25 protein-coding genes are annotated in these 23,249 nt (G+C 65.0%); 11 read left to right on the plus strand and 14 right to left on the minus strand.

Going from position 1 to position 23,249, the window contains the following annotated elements; genetic code table 11:
• The 6 genes from ACSFBF_RS03145 to ACSFBF_RS03170 all read right to left on the minus strand — a co-directional run bounded on the left by ACSFBF_RS03145 (position 1) and on the right by ACSFBF_RS03170 (position 8,588).
• Complete coding sequence (locus ACSFBF_RS03145) at positions 1 to 756, minus strand: DUF3540 domain-containing protein (RefSeq protein WP_435464871.1); 756 nt, start codon at positions 754 to 756, stop codon at positions 1 to 3.
• On the minus strand, positions 753 to 1,865 hold the full coding sequence (locus ACSFBF_RS03150) for a pentapeptide repeat-containing protein (RefSeq protein ID WP_435464872.1): 1,113 nt from the start codon (positions 1,863 to 1,865) through the stop codon (positions 753 to 755). The genes ACSFBF_RS03145 and ACSFBF_RS03150 overlap by 4 nt, the downstream gene beginning before the upstream one ends.
• Positions 1,862 to 4,516 carry a DUF2169 family type VI secretion system accessory protein gene (locus ACSFBF_RS03155; protein WP_435464873.1) on the minus strand — a complete coding sequence of 885 codons (2,655 nt, stop codon included), beginning with the start codon at positions 4,514 to 4,516 and terminating at the stop codon, positions 1,862 to 1,864. Before ACSFBF_RS03155 ends, ACSFBF_RS03150 begins: the two co-directional genes overlap by 4 nt.
• 7 nt (positions 4,517 to 4,523) lie before the next feature.
• Positions 4,524 to 4,958: a hypothetical protein gene (locus ACSFBF_RS03160; protein WP_435464874.1), complete on the minus strand. Its 435-nt coding sequence runs from the start codon at positions 4,956 to 4,958 to the stop codon at positions 4,524 to 4,526.
• A gap of 12 nt (positions 4,959 to 4,970) precedes the next feature.
• Entirely contained in the window at positions 4,971 to 7,313 is a 2,343-nt protein-coding gene (locus ACSFBF_RS03165) for a type VI secretion system Vgr family protein (protein WP_435464875.1), read from the minus strand.
• A 138-nt stretch (positions 7,314 to 7,451) separates the two neighbouring features.
• Positions 7,452 to 8,588: an iron-containing alcohol dehydrogenase gene (locus tag ACSFBF_RS03170; RefSeq protein ID WP_435464876.1), complete on the minus strand. Its 1,137-nt coding sequence runs from the start codon at positions 8,586 to 8,588 to the stop codon at positions 7,452 to 7,454.
• Positions 8,589 to 8,729: 141 nt separating this feature from the next.
• Here ACSFBF_RS03170 and ACSFBF_RS03175 point away from each other — a divergent pair, with 141 nt between their 5' ends.
• Positions 8,730 to 9,644 (plus strand): alpha/beta hydrolase, encoded by a 915-nt coding sequence (locus ACSFBF_RS03175; RefSeq protein WP_435465907.1) that lies wholly within the window; start codon positions 8,730 to 8,732, stop codon positions 9,642 to 9,644.
• A complete protein-coding gene (locus ACSFBF_RS03180) occupies positions 9,641 to 10,537 on the plus strand; it encodes a YbgC/FadM family acyl-CoA thioesterase (RefSeq protein ID WP_435464877.1) in 897 nt (298 codons plus the stop codon). The genes ACSFBF_RS03175 and ACSFBF_RS03180 overlap by 4 nt, the downstream gene beginning before the upstream one ends.
• A 2-nt stretch (positions 10,538 to 10,539) precedes the next feature.
• Here ACSFBF_RS03180 and ACSFBF_RS03185 read toward each other — a convergent pair whose 3' ends face one another.
• Entirely contained in the window at positions 10,540 to 11,454 is a 915-nt protein-coding gene (locus ACSFBF_RS03185) for a hypothetical protein (RefSeq protein WP_435464878.1), read from the minus strand.
• A gap of 148 nt (positions 11,455 to 11,602) precedes the next feature.
• Entirely contained in the window at positions 11,603 to 12,529 is a 927-nt protein-coding gene (gene ygfZ, locus ACSFBF_RS03190; protein WP_435464879.1) for a CAF17-like 4Fe-4S cluster assembly/insertion protein YgfZ, read from the minus strand.
• Positions 12,530 to 12,654: 125 nt separating this feature from the next.
• Here ygfZ and mltG point away from each other — a divergent pair, with 125 nt between their 5' ends.
• From mltG to ACSFBF_RS03225, 7 genes are all read left to right on the plus strand, one after another.
• On the plus strand, positions 12,655 to 13,680 hold the full coding sequence (gene mltG, locus ACSFBF_RS03195; protein ID WP_435464880.1) for an endolytic transglycosylase MltG: 1,026 nt from the start codon (positions 12,655 to 12,657) through the stop codon (positions 13,678 to 13,680).
• Positions 13,677 to 14,333: a dTMP kinase gene (gene tmk / locus ACSFBF_RS03200; protein ID WP_435464881.1), complete on the plus strand. Its 657-nt coding sequence runs from the start codon at positions 13,677 to 13,679 to the stop codon at positions 14,331 to 14,333. The genes mltG and tmk overlap by 4 nt, the downstream gene beginning before the upstream one ends.
• Complete coding sequence (locus tag ACSFBF_RS03205) at positions 14,330 to 15,343, plus strand: DNA polymerase III subunit delta' (protein ID WP_435464882.1); 1,014 nt, start codon at positions 14,330 to 14,332, stop codon at positions 15,341 to 15,343. The genes tmk and ACSFBF_RS03205 overlap by 4 nt, the downstream gene beginning before the upstream one ends.
• Entirely contained in the window at positions 15,340 to 15,717 is a 378-nt protein-coding gene (locus tag ACSFBF_RS03210) for a PilZ domain-containing protein (protein WP_093056792.1), read from the plus strand. The genes ACSFBF_RS03205 and ACSFBF_RS03210 overlap by 4 nt, the downstream gene beginning before the upstream one ends.
• A gap of 73 nt (positions 15,718 to 15,790) precedes the next feature.
• Positions 15,791 to 16,597, plus strand: coding sequence for a TatD family hydrolase (locus ACSFBF_RS03215; protein ID WP_258354679.1), 807 nt, complete (start codon positions 15,791 to 15,793; stop codon positions 16,595 to 16,597).
• A complete protein-coding gene (locus ACSFBF_RS03220; RefSeq protein WP_435464883.1) occupies positions 16,594 to 17,274 on the plus strand; it encodes an ankyrin repeat domain-containing protein in 681 nt (226 codons plus the stop codon). Before ACSFBF_RS03215 ends, ACSFBF_RS03220 begins: the two co-directional genes overlap by 4 nt.
• A gap of 17 nt (positions 17,275 to 17,291) precedes the next feature.
• Entirely contained in the window at positions 17,292 to 17,483 is a 192-nt protein-coding gene (locus tag ACSFBF_RS03225) for a DUF4124 domain-containing protein (RefSeq protein ID WP_435464884.1), read from the plus strand.
• Positions 17,484 to 17,898: 415 nt separating this feature from the next.
• Here the strand turns inward: ACSFBF_RS03225 and ACSFBF_RS03230 are convergent, their stop codons facing one another.
• The 4 genes from ACSFBF_RS03230 to ACSFBF_RS03245 all read right to left on the minus strand — a co-directional run bounded on the left by ACSFBF_RS03230 (position 17,899) and on the right by ACSFBF_RS03245 (position 20,028).
• Positions 17,899 to 18,147 (minus strand): hypothetical protein, encoded by a 249-nt coding sequence (locus ACSFBF_RS03230; RefSeq protein ID WP_435464885.1) that lies wholly within the window; start codon positions 18,145 to 18,147, stop codon positions 17,899 to 17,901.
• Between the two features lie 348 nt (positions 18,148 to 18,495).
• On the minus strand, positions 18,496 to 19,191 hold the full coding sequence (locus ACSFBF_RS03235; protein ID WP_435464886.1) for a VC1465 family Xer recombination activation factor: 696 nt from the start codon (positions 19,189 to 19,191) through the stop codon (positions 18,496 to 18,498).
• 160 nt (positions 19,192 to 19,351) lie between these two features.
• Positions 19,352 to 19,741: a DUF2513 domain-containing protein gene (locus tag ACSFBF_RS03240; protein WP_435464887.1), complete on the minus strand. Its 390-nt coding sequence runs from the start codon at positions 19,739 to 19,741 to the stop codon at positions 19,352 to 19,354.
• Positions 19,742 to 19,773: 32 nt separating this feature from the next.
• Positions 19,774 to 20,028, minus strand: a complete 255-nt coding sequence (locus tag ACSFBF_RS03245; RefSeq protein WP_435464888.1) for an antitoxin VbhA family protein — start codon at positions 20,026 to 20,028, stop codon at positions 19,774 to 19,776.
• 147 nt (positions 20,029 to 20,175) lie between these two features.
• Between ACSFBF_RS03245 and ACSFBF_RS03250 the strand changes: the two genes are divergently transcribed.
• A complete protein-coding gene (locus ACSFBF_RS03250; RefSeq protein ID WP_435464889.1) occupies positions 20,176 to 20,421 on the plus strand; it encodes a helix-turn-helix domain-containing protein in 246 nt (81 codons plus the stop codon).
• Between the two features lie 234 nt (positions 20,422 to 20,655).
• Here ACSFBF_RS03250 and ACSFBF_RS03255 read toward each other — a convergent pair whose 3' ends face one another.
• Positions 20,656 to 21,270: an FMN-dependent NADH-azoreductase gene (locus tag ACSFBF_RS03255; RefSeq protein ID WP_435464890.1), complete on the minus strand. Its 615-nt coding sequence runs from the start codon at positions 21,268 to 21,270 to the stop codon at positions 20,656 to 20,658.
• A gap of 125 nt (positions 21,271 to 21,395) precedes the next feature.
• Between ACSFBF_RS03255 and ACSFBF_RS03260 the strand changes: the two genes are divergently transcribed.
• A complete protein-coding gene (locus tag ACSFBF_RS03260; protein WP_435464891.1) occupies positions 21,396 to 21,821 on the plus strand; it encodes a winged helix-turn-helix transcriptional regulator in 426 nt (141 codons plus the stop codon).
• A gap of 137 nt (positions 21,822 to 21,958) precedes the next feature.
• Here the strand turns inward: ACSFBF_RS03260 and ACSFBF_RS03265 are convergent, their stop codons facing one another.
• The gene (locus ACSFBF_RS03265; RefSeq protein ID WP_435464892.1) at positions 21,959 to 23,227 is read right to left on the minus strand and encodes a glutamate carboxypeptidase; all 1,269 of its coding nucleotides are present in this window, start codon (positions 23,225 to 23,227) and stop codon (positions 21,959 to 21,961) included.
• Positions 23,228 to 23,249 lie beyond the last annotated feature (22 nt).

The raw sequence follows: 23,249 nt of genomic DNA on the forward strand, positions 1-23,249 counted from the left end.
TCAGCCCATGTGAATCTGCTCGGCATCGACCTTGACCAGCCCCTTGCTGGTCAGCAGCGTGTTCTTCGAATGCAGGCGCAGGGTCTGCTCGGCCTGGATGTCGATCTGGCCGGCACGCACCTGTTCCATCTCCTCGGTCAGGCGGAAGCTCGAGCGGGTGAGCAGGTTGAGGCGATCCAGCACCACCTCGCAGGTGCGCCCGACGAAGCGCGACACCAGCACGCTGAAGCGGATGTGGGCGCCCTGGTAGTCCATCTCCCCGATCTCGCAATGGGCCTGCCGGGTCTGCACGCGCCACTTAGGCGACTGCATGGAGATCGAGGTGTCCGACTCCAGTGTCATGGGGCCGGCGCTGCGCGCGCGGATGCCACCCGAGCGCGACACCAGCGTCAGGTCGCCGTCCACGGCCAGCGTCGCCTGCCGCGGGTCGGCCTGGGCTACCACCGCGATGACGAAGCTGTCGCCCTGGCGGGTCGAGGTGATCAGCACCGTATCGCCCGGCGCAGGCAGCAGCAGGCAGCTGGCGACGCGCCGGCAGCGCAGTGATCCCTGGCCGTCGTCGAGGTCGACCTCGAACCAGGGATCGCCATCGGTGGCGATGACCGTGGCGGTCTGTGTGCCGGAGTCCGCGCGGGCCGCATGGGCGGCATGGGAAGGGCGCTGCATCAGCGGATCCAGCACGCCTTGCGTTGCATGGCGTGCGGTGGCGATCGTGTCGTCGGCCGTGTTCCGGGAGGTGTTCCGGCTGGAGGTCATGGGCTTTCTTTCTTGGGGCGGCGGCCATGGACGTCGCGGTCCAGGCGGGATGCGCGCTCGGGCTGCTGGAGCGCCACCTTCTCGGCTTCGTGCAGCGCAGGGTCCCGGTCCAGCGTACCCAGGCGGGTGCTGAACCTGGCACCGTCCAGGTCGGCGCGATGAAACACGGTGCGCAGGAAAGCGGCATCGCGGAAGTCGGCCTGGACCAGCGAGGCGTAGGAAAAATCGGCGTAGTCCAGGCGGCTGCCGGTGAATGCGGTCTGCCCGCAGTGCGCGCGATGGAAGACGCCTTGCTCGAGCTGCGCCTGCGAGAAGTCCGCGCCGTCGAGATGGGCGTCGACCCAGATGCTCTGTTGGAAGTGGCCGCGCCGCGCATCGACGCCGCGCAGGTCGGCCTCGGGAAACAGGCACTGCATGGCCTGCGCCCCTGCCAGTACCGCGTTGCGCAGGTCGGCACCCTTGAAGTTGCACTGCGTGAGGCGCGCATCGCGGAATTGGCACGCCGCCAGCACCGCATCGATGAACTGGCAGAGGTGGAACTGCTGCCCGGAGAAGTCCTGTCCCGCAAGATCAGCCTCGCTGAAGATCGCGTTCGTGAAGCTGGCTCCGGCGTAGCGCGTGCCCGTCAGCGCTGCGCGAAAGAAGATGGTCGACGAGAAGGCCACCGCATTGAAGGACGCGCCCGTCAGGTCGCACTCTGAGAACACGGCCTTGTCGAGGCTGGCCCGGTCCAGGCAGGCGTTGTGCAGCTCGCTTTGATGGAAGTTCGCCTGGTCCATGAAGGCCTCTTCCAGCCGAATGCCCGGCAGCGTGCAGCCGCTGAACACCGAATGCGGCATGGAGGCCGCATCCAGCACCGCATCCCGCAGGCTGCACTCGTGGAAGGCGGCGCGCGTCAGCTCCGCCGCCGGCAACTGCGCCTGGTCGAAGCGGCACTTCTCGAAGAGGGATTCGCCCAGGCGCGCGGCATCGGCCTGAACGCCCCGGAAGCTGCATTCGATGAACACGCCGCCGCGCAGGTCGATGCCCCTCATGTCCATGTTGCTGAAGTCCTTCTCGCGGATCGGCTCACCGTTGCGGACCTGGGCTGCCAGCGTCTCGGCGTTCACGCGCTGCCCGCCCCGGGGCGCCGGGGCAGTGTCTTCATCTGGTCGATGTGGGCACCCAGGGTGATCGTGCCGTGGCTGATGAGGACCTGGGCGACATCGGCACGAAACAGGTTGGCCTCGCCCAGGTCGGCATCGACCAGGCAGGCCTTCTGAAGATTGGCGTTCATGAGATTGGCGAGCCGCAGGGAGGCACGCGTGAAATCGGCGCGGATGAAGAGGCTGTCGGGCGCCGCCGCCGCGCGCAGGTCCGCGCCCTTGAGCGACGCGGAGGAGAAATCGCAGGTATCGAGCGTGGCCCGCCTGAAGTTCGCGCCATCGAGAGGCAGCTCGCGCAAGGTGCAGTGCACCAGCGTGGCATCCTCGAAGTCGGCCTCGCGAAGATCCGTGGTGCCGACGAAGCTGGTGGTCTTGAGCAAGGCATGCCGAAACCGGATGCCCTTGTGCAGCGGAGTGTGGGCCCAGCTGCAGGCTTCGACGGTGGCGCCGGAAAAATCCACCGACTCGAATTCGGCTTGCACGAACAGCACCTTTTCCAGGCGTGCCTCGCCGAAGTCGCAGCGCGCCAGCCGGCTGTGTTCGGCCATGCTCACGTAGCTCAGGTTGGCGCGCCGCAGGCTGCAGTCTGCGAGTTCGATCCCCTGCAGCAACAGGTGGCTCCACGTCACTTCGTCGAGACAGCAGCCGTCGAGGCGCAGCTTTTCCATCTGCGTGCGCTCGAAGCGGGCCTGCGCGAAGTTGGTGTTTTCGCAGCGGGCGAGGCTGAGGTTGGCACGCTCCAGGTTGCAGCCCGTCAACGAGGCCTGGCGCAGGTCGGCGCGCACCAGCACCGATTGGCTCAAGTCGGCGCCATCCAGGCGGGTGCCCTGGAGGCTGGCGCCTTCGAGCAAGGTCTGGTGCATGCGGGCGCCCCGCAGATCGAGGCCCGACAGGTCGCAGCCCGTCAGATCCATGGCGGACAGATCGCGGTCCGTGGCCATGGCGGCTAGCACGCGTTCGCGCGCCTGCGTATTCTGTTCAGCGGCCATCGGATCGGCAGCGGCCTGGTGGTGGGCCCCCATGCGGTACAGCGTCAGCATGTCCTGCCGGCCCCGCTGCCCCATGGCCTGCAGCTCGGCGTGCTCGGCGGCGCTCATGGCCGGGGTACCGGTGGCCGCGGCGATGCCGGCCAGGCCCTTGAGGATCGTCTCGGCCTCGAATTTCGGCGGGCCCTTGAGCTGCGCGTTCTGGCTTTCCTCGATGATCCGGCTGCTGTCGAAGCCCGCCTTGCGCGATTCGGATGCGTTGCCCCGGGCCGCCTTCGCGACCTCCTGCCTGGCTTCCTCCAGCTTGCGTTGCTGTTCGCGCTGGTAGGCGCGTGTCTTGTCGATGAACTCGGGAAGCTCGGCCAGCGTGGGCATCTTGTCGAAAGGCTTCGGCAGGGGCCGTTCCCGGAAATGGCGCGGCTTGTGGCCGGCCTCCAGGCCGCGCGCCGTCAGTTCGGCGCGCAGGCTCTCGCCCCTGGCCTTGATGTTCCTTGCCAGGATCGACTCGCGCGCGTCGATCTGGTCCAGCCAGGGGCCGATGGCCGAGGCCGGCAGCAGTTCCTCGTCGAGGAGCGCATGGATCGCGCCTTTCTCCAGGTTGCAGCGATTCTCGAAGACCTTCTCGTAGTGGGAGAGGGGGCGCAGCGGGCTGTCTGCCGCCTCCATCGCTGGCATGACATGCGTGATATCTGCGGCATCGTCCTCGACGATGAGCGTCTCGCCGTGAAAGATCAGCATGACCTGCGCCACGTGCGGGAAGAACCAGGCGGTGGTCAGCCGCAGCGGCACCTCTTCCAGCGCAAGGGGCTGCGCAGACTTTCTCGCCACGAAGCCGCGTGCGCGCAGATCCGGAAGCCGTCCGCGCAGCACTGCATGCTCCGGGTGCATGTTCCAGATCTCGTAGGGCGCGGCTGCGGGGATGGACAGTTCGTCGTTCCAGCGTTGTTCCGCAGCCGCGGCGTTGAAGAACTGCCAGTCCATGTCGCGCGCAAAGCCGGGGTAGAGCGTCTCGCGCCACTGGTCGCCGTAGTCCGTTCCCAGCAGCTTCAGGCGCTCGGGCAGATCGACGTCCATCGCGCCCGGGCAGGCCGGGACCGGATGCCGGTCAGGGCGGTCCATGCCATCGCCCGGGCGTTCGACGTTGGGAAGCCGCTGCACCAGCAGGCCATTGACCATCTCGGGTGCGTAGCCGATGCCCGCGGGGTTGGCGGCAAAGCCGGGGCCACCGAACGCGTGCCGCCAGTCCAGGCGCATGGTGTCGAAAGCCTGCGGCTCGGTGGCGCGGCCATCCAGCCAGTAGCGGTCGCCCGAAACGAGGAACTGGCGCCGCAAGGTGCCGACGCGCAGGTCGACCGCGCAGCGTGTCTTGTCCTGCTGGTGGCAGGTGTAGGCCTGGCCGCTCACCAGGAACTCGGGCCGCAGCTTGGGAATGCCGAGATCGATCGCGGACTGGTTTCCCAGTTCGGTAGAGACGGTCTTCCAGAGCTCCGTCTCCGGCAGCAGCACGCCCCCTTCGCCGAGGGTGTGCATGCCGATCACGGTGAGCGCCAGACGCTGGTTTTGCTGGCTTTGCGCGCGCAGGAAGGGCCGCGTCAGGACGCTCAGGCGCAGGGGTTTGATGGTTTTCACGGCGGAGTCAGCGCCTTGCGCCGCGGATCTCCAGCGGGGTGTGCCTGCGGTCGATGGCCAGCCGCGACGGGTCCTGCGGGTCCTGCAGCAGATGAATGTCGGGCCGGCCCGCGGAGAAATGGGCCAGCAGGTCCTCGTCGATGAGCGTGCGCAAGGTGGTCTGCTGCTCGATGCCGGCGGCATCGACGTAGGCGACGCCCAACTGCACGGCCGTCATGCGCTGCCCGACGGGGCCGCGCCTGGAGTAGCCGCTGGGCGAGCGCACCAGCGAAACCGCGACGCCCCGCAGCGGGCGCCCGCCTGCCTGCAGCTGCTGCCACAGCCGGCCTTCCTCGGAATAGGCACGATGGCTCATCAGCGCCACTGTGAGCACGATCCCGGCGAGCGCGATCACGCCCAGGCTGACGATGCCGAACACTCCCCACAGAACGATATCGAGCACCTTGTCTACGCCTCAGAGCAGGATCTTGAGCGCCTGGATGCCAACGCGCAGACCGCCCGTCTTGATCTCCGTGCCCACGAGCTGGATGAGCGCACCGGCATCCCCCAGCGACATGGCCTTGTTCTTCCACTCCGCGCCTACAGCCTCCAGCTTCACGCCGATGGCCTGCGCCTGCACGCCCATGGCCATCGAACGCACGGCCAGCACGCCCAGCGAAATGCCCGACACGTCCATGTTCAGGCCGGTGCCGCCCAGGCGGAACCACCTCCAGTCGCTGCTCTTGGAGTAGTTGTTGGTGTAGGTGGCGGAGTTGTTGGTGTAGTCGACCGTCAGGTTGTTGTAGGTGTTCGACGTCGTGTTGTAGACGTTGGTGTTGATGACGTGCTGCGTCGTGTTGTGGATGTGGTTGGTGGTGTTGAAGGTCACATCCGGCGAGGTGTGGACCGTGGGGCCGGTGACCGTGGTGGTCGAGGGACCGTTGACCAGCACGTCGTTCGACGTGTTGATGGTGTCGTTGCGCCCGTCGCTGACGAAGCGGATTTCCTTGCCGTCGATGGTGCCGTGAAAGCCGCCGGTGATGGCGAGCTGCACGCCGCCCGTGATGGTGTCGTTCAGCCCGCCGCTGAGCATGCGGGTCTTGCCGCCTGAGATGGTCTGGTTCACGCCGCCGGTCACGGTCTCGGTGAAGCCGCCGGTCACGCTGCGGGTGTCGCCGCCGGTGATGGTTTCCTTTGCGCCGGCGGTGATGTCGCGCGTCTCGCCGTCCTGGTAGGTGGCCGACTCGTGGCCCTTGATGAGCGTGGTGCGGGTGCCATCGGTGGTGTGGGTCTCGTCGGCTTCGACCTCGACGTCGAGGTTGCGCTCGGCGTGCAGCAGGATCTGCTCGGCGCCTGTGCGGTCTTCGAAGCGCAGCATGTTGGCCTGGTTGGCCGCGCCGCCGGTGCTGGAGCGCGTGAGGATGCCGCTGGCCGTGGCGTTGGCGGGCAGCTCCCACGGTGGCATCTGGTCGCTGTTGTAGACGCGGCCGGTGATGATGGGGCGGTCGGGCTCACCGCCGATGAAATCGACGATCACTTCCTGGCCCACGCGCGGCATGTGCATGGTGCCGTAGTTGGCGCCGGCCCAGTTGCTCGACACACGCACCCAGCAGGAGCTGTTTTCATCGGAGTGGCCATAGCGGTCCCATCGGAACTGCAGCTTCACGCGGCCGAAGCGGTCGGTCCAGATTTCTTCGGGGCCGACCACGGTGGCGGTCTGCGGGCCGTTGGTGCGCGGGCGCAGCGTGCTGCGCGCGGGGCGGTAGGCCACGGTCGAGGGCAGCACGGTGAAGTCGAACTCGCACACCGATTCAGTGCTGCCGCCCGAGGAGTACTCGGGCTCCTGCAGGTCGTAGCGGGTTTCGGTGACGAGGTATTCGCGGTTGTCCGATTCGCGCGGGCAGTGCGTCATCTCGAACAGGTAGCCCGGCGCCATGCCGACCACGTTGGTGTGGCCCGATGCCAGCTCGTGTGCGCACTGCAGCTCCTGCAGGCGGATCTTTGCGTAGGCGTCGCCCTGCTGGTGCTCGCTGTAGCCGCCGAGCCATTCGTAGACTTCGTAGGTCGAATGCTCGTGGGCCTTCGGGTCTTGTTGCACGCTTTGCAGCGAGGCGCGCGACTTCTTGAAGTCGAAGTCGTCGAGCATCACGCGGCCCGAGGTGATCTGCTCGGACACGCGCCACTGGTCGATGCAGGGCTCCATCGCATTGAGCACGCGGTCGCGCGGGCGGTAGGTAATGCTGGCGTGGCCGGGCAACGGCTTGTAGCTGCCTGTGTCGTCGGCCAGAACCAGCAGGTGCGATCCGTTGCTGTGCTCGAAGTGGTAGGCGATGCCTTCGTGCTCCATGAGGCGGCTCACGAAGGCGAAATCGCTTTCCTGATACTGCACGCAGTACTCCTGAGCGGAGTAGCTGCCCGTGAGGCGCTTCTCGAACTGGAAGCCGTACTTGCCCAGCACTTCGTCGAGCACCTCGGGCACGCTCTTGTTCTGGAAGATGCGGCAGTCGGTGGTGCGCGTGAGGTACCACAGCCAGGGCTGCACCAGCGCGCGGTAGATGTAGTGGCGGCCGGTTTCGTTGGCGCGGCCCACCAGCTCGAAGCGCACCACGGTGCCGTTGAGAAAGCGCGGCGCGCCTTCGTCGGCCAGCTCCAGCGTGAGCGAAGTGCCGAGCAGTTGCTTCAGATCGAGGCTGAAGCTGGTGCTGACCATGTCCACCTCGAACTCGAAGAGTTGCGAAAGGCCTTCCTGTCCCCGCATGGAGCGGAACTTGAGCTGCTCGGCGCTCAGGACGGTGTGGACTTGGACGGTACGCGGCATTCGGAACTTCCCTGACCCTTGGGCTTCTGCGGCTGAGAAACCTTCGGTGACAGTCTAGAAATTCCTTATGTCACATAAATGACGTGAGGGGCGCAGAAAGGCGCCTTTCTCCTCTGAAACAACGCGTAGAAGAAGCCCTTACATTGAGGCTTCGAGCATGGCCTTGTAGTCGTCGCGCGTGGCCAGCCGCGGGTTGGTCTTGTGGCAGTGATCGGCCATTGCGCCGTCGATGATCTTCTCGAACAGCGCGGGCGTCACGCCTACTTCGGCTAGGCCCTTGGGCAGGTCGAGGCGTGCGTTCATGTCGCGGATTGCGTCGCCGAGGTCGCCTGCCGAATCGAGGTGCATGGCCTGCGCCATGCGTTGTAGGCGCTGCTCTTTCTGCACCGACTCCGCACCAGCGTTGAAATGGATCACGGCAGGCAGGAAGAGGGCGTTGAGCGTGCCATGGTGCAGGCGCGGATCGACACCGCCCAGGCTGTGGCTGAGCGAATGCACGCAGCCAAGGCCCTTCTGGAAAGCCATGGCGCCCTGCATCGAGGCGCTCATGAGGTTCAGGCGCGCCTCGCGGTCGCTGCCGTCTTTTGTTGCGCGCTCGATGTGGCCCCAGGCGCGCTCGAGCCCGTCAAGGCCGATGCCATCGGCCGGCGGATTGAACGCGGCCGACATGAAGGTTTCCATGCAGTGCGCAATGGCGTCCATGCCGGTGGCGGCCGTGAGCCTGGGCGGCAGGCCCAGCGTGAGCTCGGGGTCGCAGATGGCGGCCTTGGGCATCAGGAACCAGCTGTGGAAGCCGAGCTTGCGATGGTCGTCGACGATGACGATGGCGCCGCGCGCCACTTCGCTGCCGGTGCCGCTGGTGGTGGGCACCGCAATCAACGGCACCGCGCGATCGGTAATCCTGGGCGAGCCGCCTTCGATGGTCGCGTAGGTCTTGAGCGGGCCTTCATGCGTGGCCGCGATGGCGACGCCCTTGGCACAGTCGATGGCGGAGCCGCCACCCACGGCGATCAGGCCGTCGCAGCGGCCGCTGCGGTACAGCTCGACGGCCGCACGCACTGCGGCTTCGGTGGGGTTGGAAGGCGTCTGGTCGAACACCGAGACCTCGAGATCGGCGATGGCGTCGAGTGCCTTCTGCAGCACGCCGGCTGCGCGCACGCCGGCATCGGTCACGATCAGCGGGCGGTTGATGCCGATGCGCGCGCATTCGCTGGACAACAGCTTGATCGCGCCGAACTCGAACTGGATCTGGGTGAGGTATTGGATGAGTGCCATGGGGATGAAGGCCTCGGGGAGCCCGGGGCAGTACGATTGCCGACCAGCCAAATCTAACAAGAGCGATCAGTCTTGCACACGAAAGAAACCCTTGCCGCTGTCGCGCCCGGAACACCACCGGCCACGCGGCTCACCCCGAAGATGGCCAGCGTTGTCGAGCGCATGGCACGCGCCGGCCATCCCACGCTCGATCAGCTCACGCCCGAGGAGGCCAAGACTTCTTACGAAAAGGGCGCGGGCGTGCTCGAAGTGCCCAAGCCCGAGCTGGCACGGGTTGAAGACTTCACCATCGCGGCACGCGACGGGTATGCAATTGCCGCGCGGCTGTATGCGCCGTCTTCGGCGGTGCTGCCCGTGCTCATCTATTTCCATGGCGGCGGCTTCACCGTCGGCAACATCCGCACGCACGACACGCTGTGCCGTGTGCTGAGCGCGAAGAGCGGCTGCGCGGTGGTGTCGGTGGACTACCGGCTTGCGCCCGCGCACAAGTTTCCGACCGCGTCGAACGATGCGTGGGAGGCCTTCGAGTTCATCGCGAAAGAGGGCGCAAGCCTGGGCCTCGATCCCTCGAGATTGGCGGTGGGCGGTGACAGCGCCGGTGGCACGCTTGCGGCTGTCTGCGCGATCCTTGCGCGAGATGCCGGCCTGCCGCTCGCGCTGCAGATGCTGATCTACCCCGGCATGACGGCTCACCAGGACACGGCCTCGCACCTGCGCCACGTCAACGGCCCGCTGCTGACCAAGGCGATGATCGATTTCTTCTTCGCGCAATACGTTCGCACGCCGGCCGACCGCGACGACTGGCGCTTCGCACCGCTGCTAGCCGATGACGTAGACGGCGTGGCGCCGGCCTGGATCGGTTTGGCCGAATGCGATCCGGTGGTCGACGAGGGCATTGCCTATGCCGACAAGTTGCGCGCTGCGGGCGTGCCGGTCGACCTGGAGATCTACCGCGGCGTGATCCACGAATTCATCAAGATGGGCCGGGCGATACCAGAGGCGCTGCAGGCGCAGGACGATGCGGCCCGGGCACTCAAAGAAGCACTGACACCATGAGCAATACGGCAGCCACCCAACGCAAGGACTTCCGTTTCTTCCACCGCCTGCGCGTGCGCTGGGCCGAAGTCGACATGCAGAAGATCGTCTTCAACGCGCACTACCTGATGTACTTCGACACCGCCATCGCGGACTACTGGCGCGCGCTGGCGCTGCCGTACGAAGAGGCGATGCACGCGCTCGGCGGCGATCTCTACGTGCGCAAGGCCACGATCGACTTTCGGGCCTCGGCCCGCATGGACGACATGCTCGACGTGGGCATGCGCTGCACGCGCATCGGCAATTCATCGATGGTGTTCGAGGGCGGGCTGTTTCGGCAAGACCAGTTCCTGGTGGGCTGCGAGCTGGTCTATGTGTTTGCCGACCCGGCCACGCAGACCTCGAAGCCGGTGCCGACGCTACTGCGCGAGGTGCTGACCGGTTATGAGGCCGGCGAGCGCATGAGCACCGTCGAGACGGGCGATTGGGCCACGCTGGGCGAAGGCGCGAGCGTCCTGCGGCGCGCGGTGTTCATCGAGGAGCAGAGCATTCCCGAAGCGATGGAGTGGGACGAGCACGATGCCGTGGTGCTGCACGCGGTGGCGCGCAACCGCATTGGGCAGGTCATCGCCACGGGCCGGTTGCTGCCGGCCGAGCACGGCGTCTCGCACATTGGGCGCATGGCGGTGCATCGCAACCTGCGCAGCGGCGGGCACGGCGCTGCGGTGATGCAGGTGCTCGAAGAAGCCGCCAGGGCGCGCGGCGACAGCGTGGTGGCGTTGAATGCGCAGCGCAGCGCCGAGCGCTTCTATGCGCGGCTGGGCTATGCGCCGCATGGCGATGGCTTCGAGGAGGCCGGCATCCCGCATGTCGAGATGCGTCGGTCTCTTCTTTCTTCTTCCTCTTCTCAATAGCTTCAATAGCGGCTGGGTGGGTCCGGCACGTAGCCCGGGTCCGAACCCGGGAATGGCGACGGACCCGCCGGACGCGGCCAGCGCGGCGGAGGCGGCACTGGAATCACGCCCGCGGCGACGAGGTTCTCGCGGCTGTCGTAGCGGATGCGGACCACCTCGTCGGGCGACGACTGCGCGCGCTCGAAGGTAGTCTTACCGACGTACGAAGTCTCGCGGCGGCCATGGGCGGTGCCCAGGCTCGGGCTGGGCGCGGACTGGCGGGCCATGCTGCCCGCTGAAGACTCGGCTGCCGGGGCGGCGCTGTCGACGGAACCTGCCTTGGCGCGCGCATCGCCCTGGTACGACGATGACTCGCTGCGGCGCTCGCGTTCGCCGTATTCGTCGCGGCGCGGGTATGGCGTGATGGGCGGTGGCAGCGGCTCTGGCATGCGCTCGCGAAACATCGCAACGCCGATCACGCCCACGTCATCGGGCCGGCCGGTGCGGCTCGCGTAGGAATTGCCGGCCGCGGCGAATTCGAAGGCCGCGATCTGCGAGTCGCTCTTGCGCCAGCCGGTAATGTCGCTGCGCTCCCTCGCGCTGAACACATAGCCGTTCTGCCCGATGCCCGCGGTTTCGCCGGTGACGACATTGACGCCGTCCACCGACATCACGGCCATGATGCGTTCGCCCATCGCGTTGCGTGCCCGGATCGCGTAGCGCGCGCCGGGACGGCCGGCCACCCAGTATTCGCCGCGATGGCGGTAGATCGGCAGCTCCGCGCCGGTGCCGCGATCGACCACGCTGATCTGCATCAGCGAGCCGATGCGGCTGGACGGCGTGGGCGGAGCGTAAGAGCGCTCCGGGCTCTGCGCGCAGGCCGAGAACGAGGCCACGGCACTCAGGGCTAGGGCGGTGGAGAAGAATCTGCGCTTCATGGTGTGTCTTCCTTGCCGGTAGTTGATCGGTGCAGGCTTCTACGGCGCAGCATCGGCGGCAGGGTTAAACGGCGCGCAAAAAAATGGCGCTATCTGTTCGATAGCGCCAAACGCCCCTCTTCTTCAAGGGCGTTGGGGGTAGGGTGGCTCAGATGTCTTCGAGCAAGGGGTAGGGCAGTGGCTCGACCGTGAGCGCTGCGCCATCGGCCGATCCGGCGCGCAGGCCACCGGCTTCGAGCGCGGCGATCTGCATCGAGATGAGCGCGGACCAGCCGCCATCGGGAGCCGGCGCAGCTTGCGCCACGGTGCCCACGGGCTGATCGGCGTCGCCGGCTGCGAACACTTCCTGCCCGGCGGACACGGGCGCATCGGCCTGAACGAGATAGGTGCGCCGCTTCAGCGTGCCGCGGAACTGGCTGCGCGCGACCACTTCCTGGCCGGGGTAGCAGCCCTTCTTGAAGTTCACGCCGCCGACCGATTCGTAGTTGATCATCTGCGGCACGAAGGCCTCGATGACCGGCGTAGTCAGCGTCACGATGCCGCTGCGCACTTCGCTCCATTGCCACAGGCTGGCATCGACCGTGGGGCCCACGGGGGCGGCATGGCCGGCCGGCGCGATCCAGAGCGCGCGTGGAACGCCGTCGGCGGGGTACAGCGACACGGCGCTGACTTCGTCGCCAACAGCTGTGCGCTTACCGGGCAGCGCTGCGGCATCGAGGCCGTTGCCAGTCAAGGCGGTGCCGGCCAGGCCGTACAGCGCGAACTGTTCGGTGGCGTCGGTCAGCTTGACCTTGGCGCGCAGCACGAACATCGACAGGCGCTTGAGCGTGGCGGTCAGGATGTCGCGGCTGCACACAAGCAGAATGAGTTCGGGTTGCGGCTTGATTCCGATGAAACTTGCGATCACACGGCCCTTGGCGGTGCACAGCGCGGCCAGCCGGGCGTCTGAGGCGCCGAGCAGCGAGAAGTCTTGTGTCAACTGGCCGTGCAGGAAGCCGGCGGCATCGGGGCCCTCTGCACGGATCACACCAAGGTGGGAGAGGGCGGTCACGCCATTGAGAACGACAGTGGTCATCGCTGAATTATCATGGCCGTGCCTGTTCCTTCGGGGCGGCAGGGGCTCCCGCCCTGCAGTCTGCAAGGCCACCGGTTTTTTCATCTCATCCTCCGGCTTTTTCTCGTCATCCCCACATCGGATCCGTGCGCAGCTTCTTCCTCACGCTTTTCCTGCTCGCCGCCCTGATTGCGCTTGCGCTCGGCGGCGCCGGCCTCTGGTGGGTGCACCAGCCGCTCAAACTGCCGGCGCCCAGCGTCGATCTGTCGGTCGAACCCGGCACAACGCCGCGAGGCATTGCGCAGGCGGTGGCCGACACGGGCGTCGACGTGCAGCCGCAGCTGCTCTACCTGTGGTTCCGCGTCTCGGGGCAAGACCGCCAGATGCGCGCCGGCAGCTACGAGCTGGAGCGTGGCGTCACGCCCAAGATGCTCCTCAACATCTTGGTGCGCGGCGAGGAAGCCACGCGCAGCCTGGTGCTGGTCGAGGGCTGGAACATCCGCCAGGTGCGCGCCGCACTCGCCAAGGCCGACCAGCTCAAGCCCGACAGCGTGGGCCTGACCGACGAGGCGCTGATGGCCAAGCTCGGCAAGCCGGGTCTGCACCCGGAAGGGCGCTTCTTCCCGGACACGTACACCTACTCGAAAGGCTCGACCGACGTCGCCTTGCTGCAGCGCGCGATGCGAGCCATGGACAAGAAGCTCGAAGCCGCCTGGGCAGCCCGTGCCTCCGATCTGCCGCTGAAATCGGCCGACGAGGCGCTTATTTTGGCCAGCATTGTCGAAAAGGAGACAGGCAAGGCCAATGACCGCGCGGAAATCGCGGCCGTCTTCACCAACCGCCTGCGCATCGGCATGCCGCTGCAGACCGACCCGACGGTGATCTACGGCATGGGCACGGCCTTCGAAGGCAACTTGCGCAAGAAAGACCTGCAGACCGATACGCCCTGGAACACCTACACCCGCGGCGGGCTGCCGCCCACGCCGATTGCCATGCCCGGCAAGGCCGCGTTGCTCGCAGCCGTGCAGCCGGCGCAGAGCAAGTCGCTGTACTTCGTGTCGCGCGGCGACGGCACCAGCCAGTTCAGCAGCTCGCTCGACGACCACAACCGTGCGGTCAACCAATATCAGCGCGGCGGCGGCAGTCCCAACAAACCGAAGGCGACCCAATGAGTGACAACGGTCTGTTTCTGACGCTGGAAGGCATCGACGGCGCCGGCAAGTCGAGCCATCTCGATGCGCTGGAGGCGCTGTTCAGGGCGCAGGGCCGCGAAGTGGTGCGCACGCGCGAGCCCGGTGGCACGCCGCTGGCCGAGACGCTGCGTGGCCTGATCCTCGAAAAGCCGATGGACCCGCTGACCGAATCGCTGTTGGTGTTCGCGGCGCGGCGCGACCACATCGTGCAGGTCATCGAACCGGCGCTGGCGCGTGGCGACGTGGTGCTGTGCGACCGGTTCACCGATGCGACTTTTGCCTATCAGGGCGCGGGACGTGGCTTCGATGAAGCCGTGCTGTCGACGCTCGAGCGGTGGGTGCAGGCGGAGGCGGGCAGGGCGACGTTGCTCCAGCCGCACATCACGCTGTGGTTCGACCTTGCGCCCGAGATCGCGGCACAGCGATTGGCCGGTGCCCGCGTGCCCGACAAGTTCGAAGCCCAGCCTGTCGAGTTTTTCAGCCGCGTCGCCGGGGGCTACGCGGCCCGTGCGGCTGCCGATGCGAAGCGCTTCGTGTGCATCGACGCCAGCCAGTCCCGCGACCAGGTCTGGCAGCAGGTTGAAACGGCGTTGGTGGCGCGTGGCGTGCTGAACGGCGGAGCGACCCGATGAGTGCTCCGGCACTGACCCCCTGGCTGCGCCGGCCGCTCGCGGAACTGCTGCGCCAGCGCGGCCATGCCTGGCTGCTGCAAGGCCCCTCCGGCATCGGCCAGTACGAGCTGGCTCTGGCACTGGCGTCCGCATGGCTGTGCGAGCAGCCGACGGAGGAGGGCACTGCCTGCGGCCACTGCGCCAGTTGCCATGCCATCGAGGTCCGCACCCACGCCGACCTTTGCGTGCTGATGCCCGAAGTCGCCATGCAGGAGCTGAACTGGCCGCTCGACGAGAAGGCGCAAGCCGACATCGACGACAAGAAGCGCAAGGCCAGCCGCGAGATCCGCGTCGAGGCGATGCGCGATGCGGTCGGCTTTGCCCAGCGCACCAGCGCACGTGGCCGTGGCAAGGTGGTGCTGGTGTATCCGGCCGAGCGCATGAACACGATCACCGCGAATGCTTTGCTGAAGACGCTCGAGGAGCCGGTCGGCGATGTGCGCTTCGTGCTCGCCAGTGAGGCTGCGTGGCAGCTGTTGCCGACCATCCGCAGTCGCTGCCTGGGCTTCACGCTGCCATGGCCCGAGACTGCCGAGGCCGAAGCCTGGTTGGCCGCGCAAGATGTGCCCGCTGCCGATGCGGCCGCCCTGCTGCGCGCTGCCGGCGGCCGGCCGAGCGACGCCTTGCGGCTTGCGCGCTCGGGCCAGTCGCCCAAGGCATGGGCCTTGCTTCCCAAGGCCATGACGCGCGGCGATGTGGGTGCTCTGGTCGATCACGCGCCGGCGCAAGCAGTCGGCGCGCTGCAGAAGCTTTGCCACGACCTGATGGCTGTCGGCAACGGCGCCGAACCCCGATTCTTCGATGCTGCCGACTTGCCTGCGGCACCGTCCCGGCTGGCGCTGGCACGCTGGTCGAAGTCGCTTGCAAGCGCCGCGAGAACCGCGGAACACCCGTTCAATGCGGGCCTCATGCTGGAAGCGCTTGTGAGCGAAGCGCGAACCACCCTAAACTCTGCCGCTCGTCGCCCATGAATCAACCCACAGCCCCCGCCGCCAACGCCACGCCCGCCCGGCCGAGCGTCATCCAGCTCGCCATCAAGGAAAAGGGTGCGCTGTACGCGGCCTACATTCCGTTGTTTGCGGAGGGCGGCATCTTCATTCCGACCACCCGCGAATACCGGCTCGGCGACGACGTCTACGTGCTTTTGACACTGCCGGAAGACCCGCAGCGCTATCCGGTGGCCGGCAAGGTTGCCTGGATCACGCCATCGCGCGCGGCTGGCAACCGGGCGCCTGGCGTGGGCATTCGTTTTCCGTCCGACGAAAAGTCGCGTCAGCTGAAGGCGCGCATCGAAGCCGCACTGGGCGGCTCGATGGCGTCCGACCGCCCCACGCAAACTATCTAATCGTCTTCTCCTCATTGCGGCCCGGCAAAGCCGGTACCGCGGTATTTCTGGCATGGGCCCGACAATCAGCGCCATGTTTACAGACTCTCACTGCCACCTCACGTTTCCCGAATTCGCGGGCCAGATGCCGCAGATCCGCGCCGCCATGGCCGCCGCGCAGGTCGACCGGGCGCTTTGCATCTGCACCAAGCTCGAAGAGTTCGACGAAGTGCAGGCCCTTGCTGCCAGCTACGACAACTTCTGGGCCAGCGTGGGCGTGCACCCCGACAACGAGGACATCGCCGAGCCCAGCGTCGAAGACCTGGTGCGGCTGTCCGCCCGGCCGCGCGTGGTTGCCATCGGCGAGACCGGCCTCGACTACTACCAGATGGAAGAGCGCAAGGGCGGCCGCAGCATTGCCGACATGGAATGGCAGCGCGACCGTTTTCGCGTGCACATCCGCGCCGCACAGCAGACCCGCAAGCCCTTGGTGATCCACACCCGCGAGGCCTCGGCCGACACGGTGGCGATCCTGAAGGAGGAGGGCGAGGACGGCGCCGGCAACGCGGCTGGCGGCGTGTTCCATTGCTTCACCGAAACCGCCGAGGTGGCGCGCGCGGCGCTCGACCTGGGTTTCTACATCTCGTTCTCTGGCATCTTGACCTTCAAGAAGGCCCAGGACCTGCGCGACGTGGCCGCTTTCGTGCCGCTGGATCGCATGCTGATCGAGACGGACAGCCCCTATCTCGCGCCCGTGCCGTACCGCGGCAAGACCAACAATCCGTCGTATGTGCCATTCGTGGCGCAACAGATCGCCGAGCTGCGAAAAATGCCCGTAGAGGCCATCGCCAAGGCGACGAGCGACAACTTCGAAACATTGTTCAGGGATGTCAAATCATGAAAAACTACATTAAGAGATCGATTTATCTCATTGTCATTACTGCATCTTTTTCTGCGCACGCAGGCTCGTTCGAGGATTTCTTCCGAGCCGTGCGCGGCGACAACGCCAGCAGCGTGCGCAGCCTGCTGCAGCGCGGGTTTGACCCGAACACGCGTGATGAGCACGGCCAGACTGGCTTGCTGATCGCACTGCGCGAGCCGTCGCCGAAAGTCATCCAGGTGCTGATCGAGTCGCCGCAGACCAACGTGGACCTGGCCAACGCCAAGGACGAAACCCCGTTGATGCTGGCTGCGATCAAGGGCCAGCAGGATCTGGTCACGCAACTGCTGAAGCGCGATGCGGCAGTCAACAAGACGGGCTGGACGCCGCTGCACTACGCAGCCACCAGCGGCCAGCTGACCATCATGAAGGTGCTGCTCGACAACTACGCGTTCATCGACGCGCAATCGCCCAATGGCACCACGCCGCTGATGATGGCGGCGATGTACGGTTCGAGCGAAGCGGTGAAGCTGCTGCTGGCCGAGGGCGCCGATACGACGATGAAGAACCAGCTGGGCATGACGGCCGTCGACTTCGCAAACAAGGTGAACCGGTCGGATACCGCGGCGATGATCACCGCGGCCGCGGCGGCACGAGCCAATGCGCCCAAGGCGATACCCAAGGACGGCAAATGGTGAGACAGGCAGGCGCCACGTTGGCCCTCGGCTTGACGATGATGGGCTTTGCATCCAGCGCGATGGCACAGCACGCGATCTACAAGTGCGTTCAAGGCGGCAAGGTCGTTTATTCGAATGAGCCGTGTCTCGATGCCAAGAAGATCGAGATCAAGCAGACGAAGGGTGTGAATTACGAAGGCAGAGGCTCTGGGGGCGCGCCGAAGCGCTGAGTGTTTTCTGCACACAATGTGCAATTGGGCTTTAGCTTTTTGCGCACTGAATTTCCTTCAATTAGACAGCAAAAGAATACCGTCTAGCAATGCGCGATTTCTGTCTGCGCAGAAACAAGCAATTAGCCACGCGAGAACCAATAGGGGGAGGTCACCGTCGCTCAATTCGGGCTCCCGCTATGCAGGGGCATGCTGCCCCTCTCTACGCTTCGCTCCGACCCCTGCGGACCACAGAAATCGCGCTCAATTCGTATCCTGCACTGGTATGCAGCCCCAAGAGCGAGGGCATCCGCCACCCAGCGCTCTCGCTCACGTGCTCGATCGAGGGATTCACGAAGCCGGAAGCCCTGCACCCGGGCGTCATCACGACGATGCGGAGCAAGCCATTCACGGTAGAGCCGGTCAGTGAACGCACTCATGCGCCACCTTCGACAGAGCGCACCATCGCCCCTACAGCAGCCGCCAAGGGGCCATACCGGCCAAGCCACCTTGCAGCAGCGGCCGCATCCTCAGACTGGTCGACACGAGCAACACGCAGCAGAAGTGCGGCAGCGCCACTCATCCGAGGAAGCGCCTCGGTCATCGACAACGATGCGGCAGCATCGACCTCTTGTTGCCAGCTCACACAGCCGACATCGCCGGCAATAGACTCACCAATAGCCATTTCAGCTCTCCTACAGTTGAATTTGGTTAGGCCCTCGGACGGTGTTCCACCACCCCCGGGGACCGACTTAATCAAGGCTTTCTGACACCTCCATCGTCCAGACCGGCCACCCAGTCCTCGACCACCTTCATGGCCTCTTGAACACGCTCAGGAGCCACCTGCCGCATGCCAGCAGGCAACTGAGGGGGCAGGGGGCCATCAGCAACGCCCGCGCGCGCCAAGAGCCCGCCAAGAAGGCCTGCCGATCCCACACCACGTTGACCCATCGCGGTCTTCAGTCGCGCTTGCCGTCCTGGCGAAGTCACACCCGATGACGCCGAGACGCTGCGCCCCTTACGCTGCGAACGCCTAACCATTCGCACCCCCTTTGTTAGTGGCCACCGACCAATTTGCTATCGAAGTGATAGCGAACGAAGACACCTGTTTCTCCAATGAGAAGCCGGTGTTTTTGCGTGTCTGTGTTCCAAAGTGTTTTAAGAACAAGTTAGGCGGCGCTGCGCGCCGCCCCTCGGACAAGCCCGAGGGGCCGGGCGCTGCGAGCGCCGCTCCGGCCAGCGTCGTGACCTCCTTGGCCTGCGCCGCGCGCGCTGCACCCTGCGCCTGCATCAGATCCTCGAGGCGGTTCGCACGGTCGTATTGACCCTTGAAGGCCCTTGCTTGGCGTACCAGGAGGGACCACCAAGCACCATCGACCGGATCGAACCCGAAGCCCTCAGGCGTCCACAGCTTGCCGCTATGCATGTGCCAGCCGGGCCAGCCTGGGAGCTCAAACCGGTTGAGGATGCGCAGCAGCTTGTAGGCCGCGTACGGCACCGCGGTCTTGCCTGAAAACCACGCATAGACGGTGCGCTCTGTCACCTGAAGAGCTTGTGCGACCTGCGGGACCTTGAGGCCTGCATCCAAACACATGACTTTGAACCTTGTCGCAATAGCGGCGCGGGCCTCGGCATCTTTTCGAGGTGGCCGACCGGGGGTCTGTGAATAACACAATGAATGTTCGGAGAAATAAAGTAGGAACCAGCGGTCGCTGTTGCGATTCCCCACATGCCGTCGGTTTTCATCATGTTTTCACTTGGGAAAGACGTATCGCTCAGCGCGGCGATACGTAGCTTTCAAGGTATCTAAACGGGCAATGGCGTTGCCAAATGGATTCACTAGGCAACGTTGCTCTATTTCTTCGGCGGCCGTTGTGCAGATGAAACGCTCAGGTAAGCGGGCGGCGATCTATTTGCCTGGATTTCCGGGCCGCTCGTTTTAACAAGCGCATCCCTTGAGCTTGGATCAGTTCAAAGGGCAGGGCGCCGGCTTCTTCTACGCAATCGCTGATCTCGGCCCAAATTTCTTCGGGCCGAATTGCGTCCAGGAATTCATGCCCGCTCCAGGTCAGACCAAACACATGGACCCTTGCAATCCGACCCGAGTCGACCACTTCAGGTTCGAAATCCACGAGGCCAGCCTGCGCTAAAAGAAGGAGCTGGTATCGAATCAGAATTCGATCGCAGCCATCGATGTGAAGGTCCAAGCTCGCCTTGTGTTCCGGTCGATGCTCAAGGGCAAAGAGAATCTGTCGAATCAGATGCATGTCGCGTTTCATGGGAGCTTCACCGACATGGCGAACCCGTCGCTCTAGAACACCTCTTTGCCCACTGGAAATGTTCGCATCACCTCACCTCCGTGGAGTTCGGGGTCAAACTTCTCGAGCATGGAGTCCAGGCGCCGCGCCCGAGCCACACTCGCGACCAACGCCTCTTCGTGAGTGATCTGTCCTGCGACGACGGCCTCGCAATCTGAAAGAAATTCGGCTTTTGGCTCATGACCGGCGAGCTGGGTGTTCGCAAGAGCCTGCTGCATCGCGTACTGGCGTTGAGCCTTGGTGGACATAGTGCGCTCCTATACAGAATCTGGCGTTGGCCGAACACATGTGATCTGGTGCGATTGGTCTTGACCACCAGTCGCAGCACTTGGCATTTTATAAAATGTGGAAGATCATCCGTGGTGTGATTGGCATCATATGGCAACCATCGCTGGATGCCAATTTCATCACCTCGGCACGCGCAGAATCCCGCGCTGGTTGCTCTTGGTGCTGCGATTCGAAGTGCCCGACTCGAGCAGGGAATTTCTCAGGAAGAACTTGCGCATCGAAGCTCCATTGATCGCTCCTACATGAGCAGCATTGAGCGTGGAAGTCAGAACCCTGGCGTTGTCTCAGTCTTGCGCATTGCAGGTGCCTTGGAGATGACTGTGGCGGAGCTCTTTATGAAAGCTCAGCTCTAGCTTTGAAGGACGCGGCTCTGCTTGGATCAAGCGGCAAGCCTGTCGAGATAGTCAAATTGGCGCTCTAAGTCGGGATGAACATCACGAGATGCTATGGCACGGTCTTGACTGGCATCATGAAGGCGAAGATCGACTGGAACCGCTGGCCGTCGGCTCGGTGCTGCCCGCGCAGGGCAAGACGCTCGCGGGCAGCGTCAGCCTTTCACGCCTACGTGTGGTCGCCCAGACGCTTGCTCAAGCGACCTGCAACTCCGCTGCCTGACGAAGACCTGCAGCCATGCCCAGATCTTTCATCTCGTCACTGACTTTCAACCCCTCGGCGCGAACGACCTCCATGCGGGTCACGCCCAGGAAGCCGAAGAATGAGCGCAGATAGGTCTCTTGATGATCAAGCGCGGCCATCGGCGTCTCAGCCCCGTAGAACCCACCGCGAGCCGACGCGATCACGACGCGTTTCGCGCCGAGCAGGCCTTTGACACCGGTGGCATCGTATTGGAAGGTCTTTCCAGGCACGGCCAGTGCGTCAAGCCATGACTTCAGCTGACTCGGAATGCCGAAGTTGTACATCGGCGCCCCGACGACGATGACGTCAGCGGCCAGGACCTCCTCGACTGCAGCGAAGAGTTCCAGGGCATCACGCTGCAGCTCGGAGCTTCGTTTTTCGACTGGGACACTCGCTAAGTTCGCCAGTGCTCCGCTGAACTGCGGGACGCCGTTCCGAGCCAGATCGCGGTAGGTAATGAAAGCATCAGGGTTGCCTTCGAGCAATCGCTTGACAACCGCCGTGGTGAGGCGGCGACTCGCCGAGTGTTCGCCAAGAACGCTGGAGTCAATATGGAGGATCTTCATGGTGTGTCTTTGCCGATATGAGGCAGGTATAAACTAGTAACTAAGGTCATCGTAGTGACCACCATTGGTCTTCGCAAGAAGGCACATGCAGAGAACCGTGGGCACATGAACGGAACCCCAGGCACATGAAAGTAACCACTTCAACCACCGCCGCGAAGGCCCATGCGCTGCAGGCACAGCTCAAGGCGCACGACGTCGCAGGACTGCAGGAAAGTTGCAAGCCGGTCGCCGGCATCCTCGTGCGTGTAGGCGACAAGTGGAGCGTGCTGATAGTCATGGTGCTTGGACACGGGCCGAAGCGATTCAACGAAATCCGGCGACTCATCCAAGGCATTTCGCAACGCATGCTGACCTTGACACTGCGAAGTCTCGAACGTGACGGCCTGGTCACTCGAACCGTCTTTCCGACGATTCCTCCGCGTGTGGACTATGAACTCACTGCACTTGGCCTGTCCCTTCTTCTCCCCATCTCCGGGTTGGGGGAGTGGGCGTACGCGAACCGCACGAATATCGAGGTTGCGCGAGCCAAATTCGACCGCAAAGCAGGCTGACCATCATTTATCGGGGACCTGTGGAGCGTCTGCGTATGCATCGCTGTTTGGCGGCATTGGTCAGAATTGGCCTTGCGACGATGCTCCGCGGGCGGCACACCAGCGTATTGACCGACTTCAGGCCTTCGCGGCGCCGGTTACTGCTTGCCGATCTCGGTCAAGAGACGCGTGACGAGGTAGAGGCGCGGCACGATCGAATCGACTTCGATGTATTCGTCACGCGCGTGGTAGCCGAAGCCTGCGAGGCCGAAGCTCTCGACCACCGTGGCCTTGCCCGATCGGCCCGCGTAGCCCGCGTCTGTGCCGGCGCCGATCATCGGCGTGAGCACGAGGTCGCGGTCGATTTCCCTGTAGATCGCCTGGGCCTTTTCGCCCAGCGCACGGCCCTTCTCGCCCGCCAGGAAGGCCGGGCTGCCGACGCTGACCTTCACCGTCGTCTCGGTATCGGGAATCAGCTTGCTGCTCGCGATCTTGGTCTTCAGCGCCGCCTCGAGCTTCGTCTCGGCGCCGGGCTGCGTGATGCGCACATCACCTAGGGCCTGTGCCTTCTCGGTGATCTGGTTGAGCGGGCCGGTGGCGCGCGACACGGTCCAGTTGAGCGCGGCGCCCGGGATGTCCTTGGCGATGTCCTTGGTCTGCAGCATCTGGTACGACAGTTCGTACAGCGCGTTGCGGCCCAGCTCGGGCGCGGCGCCCGCGTGCGAGGCTCGGCCCGTCACCTCGAGCGTGGCCCTGCCAACGCCGGCCGCGCCCAGCACCAGCCCTTCGCCCTTCACCACCGTCTTGGCCACCGTGGGTTCGAACGACAGCACCGTGTCGTGCTGGTCGGCCAGGGCGGCGATCAGTTCGCCCGAGCCCACCGATCCCACTTCCTCGTCGGGGTTCGTGATCACCGTGAGCGTGTCGTAGTCGCGCCAGCCCGCATCGGCCAGGATCTTCAGCGAGGCCATCATCACCGCGAGGCCGCCCTTGTCGTCGGCGATGCCGGGGCCGTAGATGCGGTTGCCGTCGACCTTGTAGGGCTGGCCGTTCAGGATGCCTATCGGGTACACCGTGTCCATGTGGCCCTGCAGCATGATCTTGCGCTTGCCGGTGCCCCTGAGCGTGCCGATCACGATGTCAGCGCCCGCGCCGGCCGTGGCCTTGCGCCGCTCCGTCTTCATGCCCACGGCCTTGAGCCGCCCTTCGACCACGTCGGCCATCTTGAGCAGGCCGTCGACATTCAGGGTGCCGGACTCGATCAGCACCATCTCCTTGAGGTTGTCGATCACCGCGGGTTGCGCCTTCTCGGCGGCCGCCAGCAGCCCGGTGTCGGGCGCGGCCTGCACGGACGCGACAGCGCCTAGGGAAAGGCCGCATGCGAGTGCGACGGATCGGAGTGCGAAGAAGAAGGATCGCGTGGTCATGGTGCTTTCTTGTTGAAGTGGA

This window comes from Variovorax nivicola (assembly GCF_051216475.1).
Lineage (GTDB): Bacteria > Pseudomonadota > Gammaproteobacteria > Burkholderiales > Burkholderiaceae_C > Variovorax.

What these genes read in the sequence shown, in the direction of transcription:
- ACSFBF_RS03245 (WP_435464888.1), bottom strand. Translation starts at nt 20,028, where the DNA reads ATGTCCACCAAGGCTCAACGCCAGTACGCGATGCAGCAGGCTCTTGCG.
- ACSFBF_RS03165 (WP_435464875.1), bottom strand. Translation starts at nt 7,313, where the DNA reads ATGCCGCGTACCGTCCAAGTCCACACCGTCCTGAGCGCCGAGCAGCTC.
- ACSFBF_RS03250 (WP_435464889.1), top strand. Translation starts at nt 20,176, where the DNA reads ATGCCAATTTCATCACCTCGGCACGCGCAGAATCCCGCGCTGGTTGCT.
- ACSFBF_RS03185 (WP_435464878.1), bottom strand. Translation starts at nt 11,454, where the DNA reads ATGAAGCGCAGATTCTTCTCCACCGCCCTAGCCCTGAGTGCCGTGGCC.
- ACSFBF_RS03255 (WP_435464890.1), bottom strand. Translation starts at nt 21,270, where the DNA reads ATGAAGATCCTCCATATTGACTCCAGCGTTCTTGGCGAACACTCGGCG.
- ACSFBF_RS03205 (WP_435464882.1), top strand. Translation starts at nt 14,330, where the DNA reads ATGAGTGCTCCGGCACTGACCCCCTGGCTGCGCCGGCCGCTCGCGGAA.
- ACSFBF_RS03240 (WP_435464887.1), bottom strand. Translation starts at nt 19,741, where the DNA reads ATGAAACGCGACATGCATCTGATTCGACAGATTCTCTTTGCCCTTGAG.
- ACSFBF_RS03145 (WP_435464871.1), bottom strand. Translation starts at nt 756, where the DNA reads ATGACCTCCAGCCGGAACACCTCCCGGAACACGGCCGACGACACGATC.
- ACSFBF_RS03180 (WP_435464877.1), top strand. Translation starts at nt 9,641, where the DNA reads ATGAGCAATACGGCAGCCACCCAACGCAAGGACTTCCGTTTCTTCCAC.
- ACSFBF_RS03260 (WP_435464891.1), top strand. Translation starts at nt 21,396, where the DNA reads ATGAAAGTAACCACTTCAACCACCGCCGCGAAGGCCCATGCGCTGCAG.
- ygfZ (WP_435464879.1), bottom strand. Translation starts at nt 12,529, where the DNA reads ATGACCACTGTCGTTCTCAATGGCGTGACCGCCCTCTCCCACCTTGGT.
- tmk (WP_435464881.1), top strand. Translation starts at nt 13,677, where the DNA reads ATGAGTGACAACGGTCTGTTTCTGACGCTGGAAGGCATCGACGGCGCC.
- ACSFBF_RS03230 (WP_435464885.1), bottom strand. Translation starts at nt 18,147, where the DNA reads ATGGCTATTGGTGAGTCTATTGCCGGCGATGTCGGCTGTGTGAGCTGG.
- ACSFBF_RS03175 (WP_435465907.1), top strand. Translation starts at nt 8,730, where the DNA reads ATGGCCAGCGTTGTCGAGCGCATGGCACGCGCCGGCCATCCCACGCTC.
- ACSFBF_RS03265 (WP_435464892.1), bottom strand. Translation starts at nt 23,227, where the DNA reads ATGACCACGCGATCCTTCTTCTTCGCACTCCGATCCGTCGCACTCGCA.
- ACSFBF_RS03170 (WP_435464876.1), bottom strand. Translation starts at nt 8,588, where the DNA reads ATGGCACTCATCCAATACCTCACCCAGATCCAGTTCGAGTTCGGCGCG.
- ACSFBF_RS03215 (WP_258354679.1), top strand. Translation starts at nt 15,791, where the DNA reads ATGTTTACAGACTCTCACTGCCACCTCACGTTTCCCGAATTCGCGGGC.
- ACSFBF_RS03210 (WP_093056792.1), top strand. Translation starts at nt 15,340, where the DNA reads ATGAATCAACCCACAGCCCCCGCCGCCAACGCCACGCCCGCCCGGCCG.
- ACSFBF_RS03220 (WP_435464883.1), top strand. Translation starts at nt 16,594, where the DNA reads ATGAAAAACTACATTAAGAGATCGATTTATCTCATTGTCATTACTGCA.